The following is a 14,030-nucleotide window of genomic DNA, read 5'->3' on the forward strand; positions in this document are numbered from 1 at the left end:
TCGATCAGGTTCGGCATCTGCACCGCTTCGGGAATGCGCCCGAAGGACTTGCGGATGCGCTTCTTGCCGGTGAACGAGGTGGCGGAAGCGATCTGACCGTTGATGGCGAGATCGTGGGCGACGTCAGTCATTCAGTGTTTCCCATGACGCACGACCCGGGAAGCCGTGCGCGAAATGCAGCAGCCACGGCGCGCCTCTCAGCGTCCGCAGCCAGGGTTTCGGCGTCCACCCTCGGCCCGCTGCCGGGCCAGGACGCCTGAAATGTACCGGCTCCCTGGGGAAGGAGCCGCGCCTTCGCTCCGGTCGGAGGGCGACGGACCGGGCCTCGGCGCTTGCGCGCAGACTCAAATGGAGTGTTGCGGGAACGCGCACATATACGCGCATTCGCGACGAAATAAAGGCCTATCCTCCCCGTCGCACGCGATGGGGAGGGGGACCGCGCCCGAAGGGCGTGGTGGAGGGGCTGTTTCCGCTTCGCTGACGTTCGCTTGACCGCGCACGAACCTCGCCCGCCAGGAACATCAGGATTTCATCCAGCCCATCTCTTACGCTCAAGGCGGAAAGGAGAACCACATCGATCTTCTGCGCGGCCAGCCAGGCGGTGCGGCGCAGATCATGCGCGGCCTGACCGTCCTGCTCATGGATCGCGCCGTCCACCTCGACGGCCAGCCGCGCCGCCGCGCAATAGAAGTCCAGGATATAGGGTCCGATCGGATGCTGACGTCGAAACTTGAAGCCGCCCAGCTTGCCGCCTTTCAGACAGGCCCACAGCCTCGCCTCCGGCGGCGTCAAGCCACGTCGCATCTTCGCAGCCCGCTGAAAAATGATCGGTTCAGACCGCAAACAAGCCCCTCCACCGCTTCGCGGTCCCCCTCCCCATTGCTACGCAACGGGGAGGAAAAGTCACGCATTGCCGCCATGATCGCCGTCCTCTAGCGTCGGCTCATGACTCGCACCGCCCTGCCCCTGTTCGCCGTCCTCGCCCTCTCCGCCGGCACCCTGTCCGCCTGCGCCACGCACAAGCCCGTGACCTATGCCGAGACGGCCTCCGCCGCCGCCCGCGCCGCCGCCCAGGTGCAGGGCGAAGCGGGCCTTACGCCCCAGCAGGTCTGGGACCGGGGCAACGCCGACTATCTGGCCTGGAACGGCGCCCGGCGCGGCTGGACCACGACCGAGAGCGGGCTTCAGTATCGCCGCGTCGGCAAGGCCCATCCCGACGCCCCGCGCCCCGGCCCGACCGACACGGTCAAGGTCCACTATCGCGGGACCTTCGTCGACGGGCGCGAATTCGACAGCTCCTATTCCCGCAACGAACCGGCCGAATTCCCTCTGAACCGCGTCATCAAGGGCTGGACCGAGGGCGTGGGCCTGATGCACGTCGGCGAGATCTACGAGTTCGTCATTCCCGCTTCCCTGGCCTATGGCTCGCGCTGGGTCGGCGGCGACGAACTGCCGCCCAACTCCACCCTGCGGTTCTCGGTCGAACTGCTGGAGGTCAAGCCGGGCTGAACCGGCGTTTCAGGCGGGTTGGCGGGCGCGCTCCATCCTATTCCGGCGGCGGCGCCTGTCTTTTCAACGCCTTGCCTGCCGGCAGCGTCTATCTTCCGGCCATGGGAGGCGGCGGCCGTATCATGGCCGGCATGACCGATCACCTCCGATACCTGCCCGACTCCCCGCCGCCGCCCCAGACTCGACGCTCGGCCGAGACCTGGGCCGCAGCCCGCGCCGACTATCTGGCGGGCGGCTCGGCCGCCGAGGTTTGCGAGCGCCACAGCCTGCCTCTGTCCACCTTCCGCTGGCGCGCCCAGCAGGAGGGTTGGCGGCGTATGGACCAGCCGGCGTCCTCCGCGCCCTTCCACGTCTCGGACGATCCCGGCGACTATCGCAACTGGATGCCGGCGCCCGCGCCGATCGACGACGATCCCGACGCCGCCGGCGCCCCGGAAACGGACGCCGCCCCGCCGGCCTCGCCACGGGACGACACCTCCGCCGCGCAAGCCGACGACTATCCGTACGACGACGGCGTGCCGGTGGCAGCCGACCTTTGCGAACAGACCTGGTTCAACGCCGCCCGCGCCATCCGCCAGGGCCGCATGATCGAGGCGCGGGGTTGGACCCGACTGCACAAGGAGTTGGCCGCCCTGGCCCACGACCGCGACGCCGACCGCATCCGCCGCCTCAACGAGAGGGTCGGCCGCAATCTGGCGGACCTGAAGACCGCGATCGGCGCCATGCGCGCCGCGCCCCACGACCTCTGATCGCCCGGACTGAAAACTTGGACTCTTGGACTCGTTGGACTGTTTTTTCTGAAGTCCAACTTCCCTGCCGGCTTGACGCGCCGCCCCCTGCGGCGGACTGTCGCGCCTCCTCCCAGGCAGTCTGAGTGTCCGTGATGATCCCGACCCGTCTTCGCACCGTCGCGCCCGGCCTCGGCCTGGCGCTGCTTGTCGTCTCGGCCGCCCCCGCCGCCCTGGCTCAGCAGGCGTCGACCTACGCCCCCGCCCTGCCCGCGCCCCTGCCGCCGATCCCGGACGCCCAGGACGTCGCCTATCCCGGCGTGATCCGGCTGAATGTCGACGCCACCAATCTGGCCCAGCGCATCTTCGCCGTGACCGAGACCATTCCGGTCGCCCGCCCCGGCCCGATGGTGCTCTATTTCCCCGAATGGCTGCCCGGCAACCACGGCCCCGTCGGCCCGATCCCCCAGTTGGCGGGGCTCGAGATCAGCGCCGACGGCCAGCGGGTGGAATGGGTGCGCGACACCCTTCGTCCCTTCGCCTACCACGTCGTCGTCCCGGCGGGCGCGACCGCCCTGGAGGTGAAGCTCCAGCACCTGTCGCCGACCGTCGGCGCCCAGGGCCGCATCACCATGACGCCCGAAATGCTGAACATCCAGTGGGAGAAGATGCTGCTCTATCCCGCCGGCCACTGGTCGCGGAACATCACGGTCCAGCCGACGGTCAGGTTCCCCACGGGCTGGTCCTTCGGCACGGCGCTGGAGCCCCAGACCAAGGACGGCGATCTCCAGACCTTCAAGCCGGTCGATCTGGAGGTGCTGATCGACAGCCCCGTCTTCGCCGGCGTCCACTATCGCCAGATCGACCTCGACCCCGGCGGCCGTTCGCCGGTGCGCGCCAATATCGTGGCGGACGAGGCCGACAATCTGAACGCCACGGACGAGCAGATTCAAATTCTGCGCAATCTGGTGACGCAGATGGATCGCCTGTACGGGGCGCGCCACTTCGATCACTACGACTTCCTGATCGCCATGACCGACAAGCTGGGCGGCATCGGGCTGGAGCATCATCGCAGTTCGGAAAATTCGGTCGATCCCGCCTTCTTCACCGGCTGGGCGACGCATCTGGCCGACCGCGACCTGCTCAGCCACGAGATGAACCACTCCTGGGACGGCAAATGGCGCCGCCCCGCCGACCAGTATGTGCCCAACTTCAACAGTCCCCTGCAGAACAGCCTGCTGTGGGTCTATGAGGGCCAGACCCAATACTACGGCCAGGTGATCGCCGCCCGGTCCGGTCTTCTGACCGCCCAGCAGGCGATGGACTCCCTGGCCTTGACCGCCGCGACCTATGACACCCGCGTCGGGCGCGAATGGCGCGCGATGCAGGACACGACCAACGACCCGATCATCAGTCAGCGCCAGGCCAAGGGCTGGCTGTCGTGGCAGCGCGACGAGGACTACTATTCGGAAGGGCAGTTGATCTGGCTCGACGTCGACACCCTGATCCGGGAGAAGACGAACGGCAGGAAGTCGCTCGACGACTTCGCCCGCGCCTTCTACGGCGTCCAGGACGGCGACTATGCGCCCGCCCCCTATACGTTCGACGACGTGGCCGCCGCCCTGAACGGCGTGGTGGCCAACGACTGGGCGACCTTCCTGCGCAGCCGCCTGGATGCGGACGGCCCCGACGCCCGCGCCCCGCTGGACGGGCTGGCGCGCGGGGGCTGGCGCCTGACCTACGCCGAAACGCCCACCGACTATATGAAGACCCTGTATTCGGAGCTGAAGCGCAACGACTTCACCTATTCCCTGGGCTTCCAGACCGGCGAGGCAAACAAGATCCGCAGCGTCCAGTGGAACGGCCCGGCCTTCAAGGCGGGCCTGGCCGTGGGCATGGAGATCGTCGCCGTGGGCGGCCAGGCCTCGACCCCCGACCGCCTCGCCGCCGCCGTGACCGCCGCCAAGGACCCGGCCGTGCCCGTCACCCTGATCGTCAAGGACGGCGACCAGTTCAAGACCGTCGTCCTCGACTACCATGACGGCCTTCGCTACCCCCGCCTGGAACGCATCCCCGGCGCGCCCGACCGTTTGACCGACATCCTGACGCCCAGGCGGCGCTGAAGTCTCCTCCCCACCGCGTGGGGAGGGGGACCGCGCGAAGCGTGGTGGAGGGGGTCTTTAACGCCGCACCCGGCGGCTCATGCTTGACGCATCGCCCGACGCCCTCGACGTTGCAGTCCCGCCTTCACGCCTGGATGACCGAATGCCGCGTATCCGCCCGACCGCCGCCTGTCTCGCCCTTCTGATGAGCGGCGTCGCCCTGCCCGCCCTGGCCCAAAGCTTCCAGTCCACCCCCGTCGTCGTCGACGCGGCCCAGGCGCCCCTGGCCCTGCCCCGCGACCAGCCGGCCATCCCCGCGCCGCAGGACCGGCCCTATCCCGGCGTCATCCGGTACCGCGCCGACATCACCGATCTGGATCGCCGCATCATCCGCGTCAGCCAGACCATCCCCGTCGCGGCGCCGGGGCCGCTGACCCTGCTCTATCCGAAATACCTGCCCGGCAACCACGCCGCGACCGGCCCGATCCAGCTTCTGTCGGGCCTGACCGTCACCGCCGACGGCCGGCGGGTCGAATGGCTGCGCGACACGCTCGACCCCTACGCCTTCCACCTCGACATCCCGGCGGGCGTCGACGCCATCGAGGTCGAGTTCCAGCAGCTGACCCAGCCCGACAACTCGAACTGGCGCGTGCTGATGACCCCGGCCATGGTCAATCTTCAGTGGGAGAAGGCCATCCTCTATCCGGCCGGCTATTTCAGCCGACAGATCCAGATCGCCCCGTCGCTGGTCCTGCCCGCCGGATGGAAATACGGCACGGCCCTGACGACGGCGTCCCAGGAAGGCGCCGTGGCGACCTTCGCCCCCACCGACCTCTACACCCTGATCGACAGCCCCGTCTTCGCCGGCGCCCACTATCGCCGCGTCGACATCGACCCCAGCGGCGACAAGGTCCATCTGAACATTCTGGCCGACGAGGCCAAGGGGCTGGCGGCGACCGACGACCAGCTGAAGCTGTTCGAGACCATGGTCCAGCAGGCCGACCGCCTGTTCGGCGCCCGCCACTTCGACCATTACGAGTTCCTGTTCGCCCTGACCGACCAGATGGGCGGCATCGGGCTGGAGCATCATCGCAGTTCCGAGAACACTGGCGCCCCGACCTTCTTCACCGACTGGGCCAAGAGCGCGGGCGACCGGGGCCTGCTGCCCCACGAATACACCCACTCCTGGAACGGCAAGTTCATGCGCCCGGCGGACGAGCTTACCGCCAACCACAACGTCCCGACCCAGAACACCCTGCTGTGGGTCTATGAGGGCCAGACCGAATACTGGGGCGACGTCCTGGCCGCGCGCTCGGGCCTGCATTCCAGGGGCGTGGCCCTGGCCACCCTGGCCAATGTCGCGGCCTTCTACGACAACCAGCCGGGCCGCCAATGGCGCGCGCTTCAGGACACCAACAACCACAACCTCCTGGGCTATCGCGTGCCCGGCCAGTATCCGTCGTGGATGCGCGGCACCGGGGACTATTACCGCGAAAGCCTGCTGGTCTGGCTGGACGCCGACACCCTGATCCGCGAGGGCACGAACGGCCGCAAATCCCTCGACGACTTCGCACGGGGCTTCTTCGGTCATGACGACGGCCAATGGGCGCCCCAGGGCTACACGTTCCAGGACGTGGTTGCGGCCCTGAACGCCGTCTATCCGCACGACTGGGCCAGCTTCCTGCGCAGCCGCCTGGATGCGGTCGGCCCCGACGCCAGGGCGCCGCTGGACGGCCTGGCCCGCGCCGGCTGGCGACTGACTTACACCGACACGCCGAACGCCGACGAAAAGGCGGTCCAGACCGGCTGGGCCAACGACTTCCAGTATTCGCTGGGCTTCACCCTGTCGGGCGACAAGCTGACCAACATCCGCTGGGGCGGCCCCGCCTTCGACCAGGGGATCGGCGCCGGCTGGTCTCTGGTGGCCGTCAACGGCAAGGCCGGCTCGGCCGAGGTCCTGCGCAACGCCGTCGCCGCCGCCAAGGGAACCGACGCCCCGCTGGAGCTGCTGCTCAAATCCGGCGACCGCTTCCGCACGGTCGCCTTCGACTACCACGACGGCCTGCGCTACCCCCGGCTGGAGCGGATCGAGGGGACGCCGGATCGCCTGTCCGACATCATCGCGCCCCGCAGGCGCTGAGCCGAAACAACCCGTCTCCTCCGCGCTTGGCGGGGAGGAGACGCAGTCGTTCAGCCCTTCAACAGCCCCAGCAGGGCCTGGGCCGCCGCGCGCGACGAGCTAGGGTTCTGGCCCGTCACCAGCTTGCCGTCCGTCACCACATAGCTGCCCCAGTCCGGCCCCCTGGAATAGTCGCCGCCATTGGCGACAAGCACGTTCTCGACCAGGAAGGGCACCACTTCCGTCAGGCCCACGGCCTGTTCCTCCGCATTGGTGAATCCCGTCACCTTGCGTCCTTCGACCAGCGGCTTGCCGTCCGGCCCGCGCACCGCCTTCAGCACGCCCGGCGCGTGACAAACGAAGCCGGTCGGCTTGTCCGCCTTGGCGAAGGCCTCGATCAGAGCGATCGAATCCGCATCGTTGGCCAGGTCCCACAGCGGCCCGTGACCGCCGGGATAGAAGACGGCGTCGAAATCATCGGCATTCACCGACGACAGGACCAGGGTCGAGGCCAGGGCGGCTTGCGCCTCGGCGTCGGCCTTGAAGCGGCGCGTATCCTCGGTCTGGGCGTCCGGGTCGTCGCTCTTGGGGTCAAGCGGCGGCTGCCCGCCCTTGGGCGAAGCCAGCACGATCTCGGCTCCCGCATCCTTCAGGGCGTAATAGGGCGCGGCCAGTTCCTCCAGCCAGAATCCCGTCTTCTTGCCCGTATCGCCGAGTTCGTCGTGAGAGGTCAGCACCATCAGGATCTTCATGGATCGTTCCTTATTCGTCCGGCGTCTCAGATGGGGTCGAACCGTTCGCGCGCCACCGTAGCCGGGTGTCCGAAACGAAAACGGGGCCGGTGGTTTCCCACCGGCCCCGCGATCTTCGGCAGTGCCGAGGCCCGGATTACTTGATCTGGACCTTGGCGCCGGCTTCCGTCAGCTTCTTGGCGACTTCGTCGGCGGCTTGCTTGGAGACGTTCTCGACGACGTTCTGCGGAGCGCCTTCGACCAGGTCCTTGGCTTCCTTCAGACCCAGGTCCGAACGGACGCCGCGGACTTCCTTGATCACGTTGATCTTCGATCTTCTTGTCGCCGCCGTCCAGCAGGACGACGGTGAATTCGGTTTGCTCTTCGGCGGCTTCAGCCGGAGCGCCGCCGCCGGCGGCCGGAGCAGCCATGGCGACCGGAGCAGCGGCGCTGACGCCCCACTTTTCTTCCAGCAGCTTGGAGAGTTCAGCGGCTTCCAGAACGGTAAGCGCGGACAGGTCTTCGACGATCTTGGCGAGGTCGGCCATTGTCAGTTTTCCTTCGGAGGATAAGGTTCAGAGAGAGTGATGCAGAAATGAAAGGCGGGGCCGCTTACGCGGCTTCCTTGGTGGCGTAGGCGTTGAACACGCGAGCCAGCTGACCGGCGGGTGCTTGCAGCACGCCGGCGATACGGGTCGCAGGCGCATTGAGCAGGCCGATGAGTTGACCGCGAACCTCGTCCAGCGTCGGGAGCTTCGAGAGAGCCTCGACGCCCTTCTGATCGACGACGGTTTCGCCCATGAAGCCGCCGACGATCTTGAAGCGATCGTTGGCCTTGGCGAACTCGGTGGCGACCTTGGCGGCCGTACCGGGGTTCTCGGAGTAGGCGATGCCCACCGGGCCTTTGAACAGGCCGTGGTAGTCGCTGCCTTCTTCGGCTTCGAGCGCCTTCAGCGCCAGGCGGTTCTTGACCACCTTGAACGCGCCGCCTTCCTTGCGAAGGCGACCACGCAGGTCTTCCATTTCCGCAACGGTCAGACCCAGGTTGTGGGTCACGACCACGCTGCCGGCCTCGGCGAACACGCCCTTGAGCGATTCGATAGACTCGGCTTTTTGAGCGCGATCCATTGCGGTCTCCAGTCTTGGTATTCGCCGCCGGGCTTATTCCCGACGACGGATTGGCCAAAGCGCGCCGCGTCGCCGCGAAGCGTTCAGGCCGGTCGTATTGTCCGAAGGATGCGGCTGACGGCGTCCGTCCCGGAATGCGGGCTGACAGCGCAAGGTCGCGTCCCCATCTCCCCACGGCGCCAGAGGGCTCTCTGACAGTTACGGCGCAGGTGGCCCCCACGCCCCGAAGTTCTCGGACAGGACCGTCAGAAGATGAACCTCTAACGGGAAGCGGCGCTCTTACAGGCACGGATCGACAAAAGCAAGGCGCGGATCGCATGGCCTATGAACTCTATTACTGGCCGACCATCCAGGGACGCGGCGAATTCGTGCGCCTGGCGTTCGAGGCGGCGGGCGCCGACTATGTCGACGTCTCGCGCCAGGACGACGGCGCGGCCATGGAGGCCCTGATGACCCAGGCCGCCACGCCGTCCTTCGCCCCGCCTTTCGTCCGTCTGGGCGGCCGGATCATCGGCCAGGTCGCGGCCATCCTGGCCTGGCTGGGGCCGCAACTGGGCCTCAGCCCCGATGGCGACAGCGACCGCGCCTGGCTGAACCAGATCCAGCTGACCCTGGCCGACCTGGTGGTCGAGGCGCACGACACCCATCACCCCGTAGATCTGACGGCCTATTACGACGAACAGAAGCCGGAGGCGGCCCGGCGCGCCGAGGGCTTCCGCCAGGCGCGCATTCCCAAATTCCTGACCTGGGCCGAGACGGTGCTGGAGCGCAATCCGAATGGCCCTGACTGGATGGTCGGCGACCGCCCGACCTATGGCGACCTGTCGCTGTTCCAGGTGGTCGAGGGCCTGGCCTACGCCTTTCCCCAGGCGACGGCCCGAGCGCTGGCGACCGCGCCCAGGGTCGCCGCCGTTCGCGACCGCGTCGCCGCCCTGCCCCGTATCGCCGCCTATCTGGCCAGCGACCGCCGCATCCCCTTCAACCAGGACGGCATCTTCCGCCGCTACCCCGAACTGGACGGTTAGCGCCCCGGCTTGCCCACAGCCTGCCCGGCGTCGCCGCACTCGAACCGTGCGCAGTACTTGCTTTCGAACTCGATCAGAAAAGACTCGAGAACACTGGCCTGCACGTCCTGCAAGGCGACGCCCAGCGCCAGGCTCTTGCCCGCCACGGCCCGACCGATCGGGCTGCGATAGAAGTCGATCTGCGCGCGAAGCTCGTCTTCGGTGTAGATGGCGGCGTAGACGGGCGCCATGTCGTCCATCACCCGCGCCACCACGCGCGACATCATCGGCGGCATGTTGGCCCGCACCCAGGCCGCCTCCTCGCCTTCCTTGCCGTCCATCTTGCCCATCTGGTCGCTCATCGCCCGTTCGAACTCCTTGGCGAAGTTCGGGCCGGCGGACAGGCCGATCAGATCGCGCGCCAGCAGGCTTCGGCGCGCCGATCCGGCATCCTGCGGCGCGGGTTCGACACGGGTGACGACCGTGTCGCCCCGGTCCTCGCCCTGCGCCTCGATCTGGCCCTCGCTCTGGGCCGCAGCCCCCGTCGCGGCCCCCGCCGCAGCCAAGCCGAACGCCAGGCCCAGCGCAAGATTTCGGATAGTGATCATGACAGCCTCCAGCCCTCCCTTATCGGCAGGCGGCGGCCCTGCTGACCAGCGCAAATCGACCGGCGGTTGTCTAATCGGCCAGCGGCGTGGCGGCGAAGTCGCGAATCAGGCCGGCCAGGTCAGGTTCGTGCACCAGGTCCGCCGCCTCGCCCGGCGTCATCCAGCGCCGCTCGCGCTGATGGGCTTCGGGCCAGACGCCCATCTGGATCAGCACCTCCAGCGGATAGACCGAGACCACGCACTGGCGCACGCCCCCGTCTCGCATTCCCTTGGCGTAGCGAAAGACGCCGATGGACTGGCTGTCGATGTCGCCCTTGACCCCCGCCTCCTCCATCGCCTCCTGGGCGGCCGCCTCGGGATCGGTCTTGCCGACCATTCGACCGCCCTTGGGAATGACCCAGCGGCGCGTCTCGCGCGAGGTGATCATCAGGATGCGCCGCTGGCCGTTCTCCAGCCGCCAGGGCAAGGCCGCCACCTGACGGGTCTCGGACCGGGCCGTGCGTTTGGAGCCGACGCGCGCCAAGCTCAGGCCTCGCCGCGCGGAGTGGGTCGGTTTGTCAGCGTCACGTCCTTCTCCTCGCCGATGGCGGCCGTTCGGCGCCGCTCTCGAAACGGGATCGCGACCGCTGCGTCAAGTTGTCAGCGCACGGATGACCGGATTATTTCTCGCCCGGCGCCTTGGCCTCGGGGTCGTGCAGCACGTCCTGACGATACAGCATCGTCACCAGGGTGTGCAGCACCAGGGCCAGCGGGGTGGCGAAAAGCACCCCCAGCGGCCCGAACAGCGAGCCGATCCCCACCACGGCGAAGATGCCCAGCACGACCGGCAGGTTGGCGACGTTCTTCTGCACCATGGGCGTGATGAAGTTGGCCTCCAGCTGGGAGATGACAACATGAAGCAGCACCGCCAGCAGCGCCGTCTCCCACCCTTGCGTGGCCGCCACCAGGACCGATGGAATGGTCGACACGATCGGCCCGACAATGGGCACGAATTGCGCCAGGCCCGTCAGCAGCCCCAGCCCCAGGGCCGAGGGCACGCCGATGATCGCCAGCCCCACGCCGGTCATCGCGCCGACCAGCACCATCGAGAACAGCTGCGCCTTCAGCCAGCCCTTCAGCGCCTTGCCGCAGGCGTTCAGCACCTCGCGCATCCGCGGGCGCCGATCCAGCGGCAGCATCGACAGAAGCCCTTCGCGCGACTTGGCCGGCTCGATGGCCAGGAACACGCCGGCCACGATGACAAGCACCAGGGTGGTGACGCCCGAGGCGAAGCCCAAGGCGAATTTCTGCGCCACCTGCAACGCCTCTCCGGCCCGACTGCCCAGGTTCTGGAGCTGCTCCAGAATCTGGGCGGCGTAGGGCTGGGCCGCGATCCAGCTCTGCACCTGCGCCCAACCCTGCGGCAGGATGGCGGTCAGGGTGTTCACCTGGTTGGCGATCTGGGCGCCGAACAGCGTCAGCACTCCGGCCAGCACCGACGCCACGATCATCAGCGACAGGAACACCGCCAGCGGGTCCGGCGTCTTCAGCCAGCGCACGATGGGATCGGCCAGCGCCCGCAGGATCACCGCCACCACGATGGCCCCGAAGATCAGCAGCCATAGGGTGTGCAGCGTCACCACCAGCTGGACCGCGAAATAGCCCGCCACAAGCACGACCGCGCCGAACGCCAGCCGGCCCTTCCAGGGATCGCCGCCCGTCATGGGCTTGTCGCCCCTCAACCTACCCAAACCGAACATGACGCTCCCTTGCCTTGTCGCAACGGAACGCGGGCGGAGCGTGGCCGTTCGCCGGCCGAGATAAAAAACTGGCCGCTCAGTGGGTTTCGAAGGATCGCCGGTCGTAGTCGGCCTGGGCCGCCGCCACCTCGGGCATCCGGGTCTCCGCCCAGTCGATCATCGACTGCATCGCCGCCATCAGCGTCATCCCCAACGGAGTCACCGCATAGGTGACGGACACCGGCGCGGCGCCCTGGACCGAGCGCGACACCAGCCCGTCGCGCTCCAGCGACTTAAGCGTCTGGCTCAGCATTTTCTGCGACACCCCGTCCACCCGCTGCTTCAGGGCGTTGAACCGGATCGGCCCTTCTCCCAGCACGATCAGGACCAGGGCGCTCCACTTGTCGGCGATCCGGTCCAGCAGTCGCCGCGTCGGGCATCCGGCGGCGAACACGTCGCCGCGCGTCCAGGTTTCGTCCAAGTGACCAGGTGAGGAAAAGGTGCCGTCTTGCATGGTCCCCCTCCATAGCGCACCTGGTATCCATTGGAAACCTGAAGGAGCCTTCCATGAAAGTCTCAGTCCTCGGCGCCAGCGGCCGCGCTGGATCGGAAATCACCAAGGAACTGGCCGCGCGCGGTCATGACGTCGTCGCCATCGCTCGCAAGCCCGACGCCATTCCCGCTGCGCCCGGCGTCACTCCCATCGCCGGCGACGCCTCGGACCCCGCCGCCCTGGCCAAGCTGATCGAGGGATCGGACGCCGTCATCAGCGCCCTGCATTTCGACGTGCCCGCCGAAACCCTGCTGACCGCGCTCAAGACTGCTGGCGTCGCGCGTCTGCTCGTCACCGGCGGCGCCGCCAGCCTGGAGGTCGCGCCCGGCGTCCGCCTGATCGACACGCCCGAGTTCCCGGAGGAATGGAAGACCTTCGCCAGAGGCGGGATCGTCTTCCTGGACGCCCTGCGCGGTGAAAAGGACATCGACTGGACCTTTTTCTCGCCCGCCGCAGTGATCGAGGAAGGCCCGCGCCTGGGCCATTTCCGCACCGGCGAGGACCAGCTGGTCGTAGACGACAAGGGCGAAAGCAAGATCAGCTTCGCCGACTACGCCATCGCCATGGTCGACGAGCTGGAGCAGCACAAACACAGCCGCGCTCGCTTCACCGCCGCCTATTGATCGGCGCAAAGAAAAACGGCGGGGATCGCTCCCCGCCGTTCTCCATATCGGTTGTTCTGGACCCTAGGCGCCCAGCGAGGCCGGATCGACCTTGAAGCCCGGACCCATCGTCGAGGACAGGCTGATGCGCTTCACATAGGTGCCCTTGGCGCCCGACGGCTTGGCGCGGACCAGGGCGTCCACGATGGCCTTGACGTTGGCTTCCAGGGCGTCCTGGGTGAAGGACGCCTTGCCGATGCCGGCGTGGACGATGCCCGCCTTCTCGACGCGGAACTCGACGGCGCCGCCCTTGGCGTCCTTGACGGCCTGGGCCACGTTCGGGGTCACGGTGCCGACCTTGGGGTTGGGCATCAGGCCGCGCGGACCCAGCACCTTACCCAGACGACCGACCAGGGCCATCATGTCCGGCGAGGCGATGACGCGGTCGAACTCCATGAAGCCGCCGGCGATCTTTTCGTAAAGATCCTCGGCGCCGACGTGTTCGGCGCCCGCGGCGACAGCCTCGGCCGCCTTGGCGTCCTTGGCGAAGACGGCGACGCGGACGTCACGGCCGGTGCCCGAGGGCAGGTTCACCACGCCGCGGACCTGCTGGTCGGCGTGACGCGGATCGACGCCCAGGTTGACGGCGATCTCCAGGGATTCGTCGAACTTGGCCTTGGCGTTTTCCTTGGCCAGCTTGATGGCGTCGGAGAAAGGCAGCAGGTCCTGGGTGACGCCGGTGCGGGCCTTTTGAGCCTTGGTTTGCTTACCCATGGATTAGCCCTCCACCACGTCAAGGCCCATCGCGCGGGCGGAGCCTTCGATGATCTTCGTCGCGGCGTCCAGATCGTTCGCGTTCAGATCCTTCATCTTCTTCTCGGCGATCTCGCGCAGCTGGGCCACGGTGATCTTGCCGGCGACTTCACGGCCGACCAGCTTGGAGCCCGACTTCAGGCCGGTGGCCTGCTTCAGGTACCAGGTCGCCGGGGGCGTCTTGGTGATGAAGGTGAACGACTTGTCCTGATAGACGGTGATGACGGTCGGAAGCGGGGTGCCTTTGGCTTCCTTCTCGGTGCGCGCGTTGAACTCCTTGCAGAAGCCCATGATGTTCACGCCGCGCTGACCCAGGGCCGGGCCGATCGGGGGCGAAGGCGTGGCCGAACCGGCCGGCACTTGCAGCTTGATATAGCCGAGAATCTTCTTGGCCATTGGTCTCTCCTATGAATGA

General features: G+C 67.6%; 15 protein-coding genes and 1 pseudogene. 6 read left to right on the forward strand and 10 right to left on the reverse strand.

The annotated features are described in order from the left end of the window. Positions 1 to 402: 402 nt before the first annotated feature. The gene (locus DI624_RS15425; protein WP_291540248.1) at positions 403 to 843 is read right to left on the reverse strand and encodes an endonuclease domain-containing protein; all 441 of its coding nucleotides are present in this window, start codon (positions 841 to 843) and stop codon (positions 403 to 405) included. Between the two features lie 102 nt (positions 844 to 945). On the opposite strand from DI624_RS15425, the gene DI624_RS15430 reads away from it, so the two are divergent. From DI624_RS15430 to DI624_RS15445, 4 genes are all read left to right on the forward strand, one after another. Next, positions 946 to 1,509 carry an FKBP-type peptidyl-prolyl cis-trans isomerase gene (locus DI624_RS15430; protein ID WP_291540252.1) on the forward strand — a complete coding sequence of 188 codons (564 nt, stop codon included), beginning with the start codon at positions 946 to 948 and terminating at the stop codon, positions 1,507 to 1,509. A 131-nt stretch (positions 1,510 to 1,640) separates the two neighbouring features. Continuing rightward, a complete protein-coding gene (locus tag DI624_RS15435; RefSeq protein ID WP_291540254.1) occupies positions 1,641 to 2,258 on the forward strand; it encodes a hypothetical protein in 618 nt (205 codons plus the stop codon). A gap of 134 nt (positions 2,259 to 2,392) precedes the next feature. After that, positions 2,393 to 4,360: a peptidase M61 gene (locus DI624_RS15440; protein ID WP_291540280.1), complete on the forward strand. Its 1,968-nt coding sequence runs from the start codon at positions 2,393 to 2,395 to the stop codon at positions 4,358 to 4,360. Between the two features lie 142 nt (positions 4,361 to 4,502). Then, complete coding sequence (locus tag DI624_RS15445; RefSeq protein ID WP_291540256.1) at positions 4,503 to 6,479, forward strand: peptidase M61; 1,977 nt, start codon at positions 4,503 to 4,505, stop codon at positions 6,477 to 6,479. Between the two features lie 50 nt (positions 6,480 to 6,529). Here DI624_RS15445 and DI624_RS15450 read toward each other — a convergent pair whose 3' ends face one another. From DI624_RS15450 to rplJ, 3 genes and pseudogenes are all read right to left on the reverse strand, one after another. Continuing rightward, positions 6,530 to 7,210 carry a type 1 glutamine amidotransferase domain-containing protein gene (locus DI624_RS15450; RefSeq protein ID WP_291540258.1) on the reverse strand — a complete coding sequence of 227 codons (681 nt, stop codon included), beginning with the start codon at positions 7,208 to 7,210 and terminating at the stop codon, positions 6,530 to 6,532. A gap of 136 nt (positions 7,211 to 7,346) precedes the next feature. Continuing rightward, positions 7,347 to 7,737: pseudogene (gene rplL / locus DI624_RS15455) on the reverse strand (50S ribosomal protein L7/L12). Between the two features lie 64 nt (positions 7,738 to 7,801). Further along, positions 7,802 to 8,317 (reverse strand): 50S ribosomal protein L10, encoded by a 516-nt coding sequence (gene rplJ, locus DI624_RS15460; RefSeq protein ID WP_291540259.1) that lies wholly within the window; start codon positions 8,315 to 8,317, stop codon positions 7,802 to 7,804. A 317-nt stretch (positions 8,318 to 8,634) separates the two neighbouring features. Here rplJ and DI624_RS15465 point away from each other — a divergent pair, with 317 nt between their 5' ends. Then, entirely contained in the window at positions 8,635 to 9,342 is a 708-nt protein-coding gene (locus DI624_RS15465) for a glutathione S-transferase (protein ID WP_291540262.1), read from the forward strand. Here the strand turns inward: DI624_RS15465 and DI624_RS15470 are convergent. The 4 genes from DI624_RS15470 to DI624_RS15485 form a co-directional block, all read right to left on the reverse strand. Next, positions 9,339 to 9,929, reverse strand: coding sequence for a DUF2059 domain-containing protein (locus DI624_RS15470; protein ID WP_291540265.1), 591 nt, complete (start codon positions 9,927 to 9,929; stop codon positions 9,339 to 9,341). The two genes, DI624_RS15465 and DI624_RS15470, sit on opposite strands and share 4 nt — an antisense overlap. A 70-nt stretch (positions 9,930 to 9,999) precedes the next feature. Continuing rightward, entirely contained in the window at positions 10,000 to 10,452 is a 453-nt protein-coding gene (locus DI624_RS15475) for an NUDIX hydrolase (RefSeq protein ID WP_291540268.1), read from the reverse strand. A 136-nt stretch (positions 10,453 to 10,588) separates the two neighbouring features. Then, positions 10,589 to 11,668: an AI-2E family transporter gene (locus DI624_RS15480; protein ID WP_291540270.1), complete on the reverse strand. Its 1,080-nt coding sequence runs from the start codon at positions 11,666 to 11,668 to the stop codon at positions 10,589 to 10,591. Between the two features lie 76 nt (positions 11,669 to 11,744). Beyond that, complete coding sequence (locus tag DI624_RS15485) at positions 11,745 to 12,161, reverse strand: helix-turn-helix domain-containing protein (protein ID WP_291540272.1); 417 nt, start codon at positions 12,159 to 12,161, stop codon at positions 11,745 to 11,747. A gap of 53 nt (positions 12,162 to 12,214) precedes the next feature. Between DI624_RS15485 and DI624_RS15490 the strand changes: the two genes are divergently transcribed. Then, positions 12,215 to 12,823: an NAD(P)-dependent oxidoreductase gene (locus DI624_RS15490; protein WP_291540274.1), complete on the forward strand. Its 609-nt coding sequence runs from the start codon at positions 12,215 to 12,217 to the stop codon at positions 12,821 to 12,823. Positions 12,824 to 12,886: 63 nt separating this feature from the next. On the opposite strand, the gene rplA is transcribed toward DI624_RS15490, so the two are convergent. Both rplA and rplK read right to left on the reverse strand, forming a co-directional pair. Continuing rightward, positions 12,887 to 13,576: a 50S ribosomal protein L1 gene (gene rplA, locus DI624_RS15495; RefSeq protein WP_291540276.1), complete on the reverse strand. Its 690-nt coding sequence runs from the start codon at positions 13,574 to 13,576 to the stop codon at positions 12,887 to 12,889. A gap of 3 nt (positions 13,577 to 13,579) precedes the next feature. Beyond that, complete coding sequence (gene rplK / locus DI624_RS15500) at positions 13,580 to 14,011, reverse strand: 50S ribosomal protein L11 (protein WP_291540278.1); 432 nt, start codon at positions 14,009 to 14,011, stop codon at positions 13,580 to 13,582. Positions 14,012 to 14,030 lie beyond the last annotated feature (19 nt).

Source organism: Brevundimonas sp. (assembly GCF_003248455.1).
Lineage (GTDB): Bacteria > Pseudomonadota > Alphaproteobacteria > Caulobacterales > Caulobacteraceae > Brevundimonas.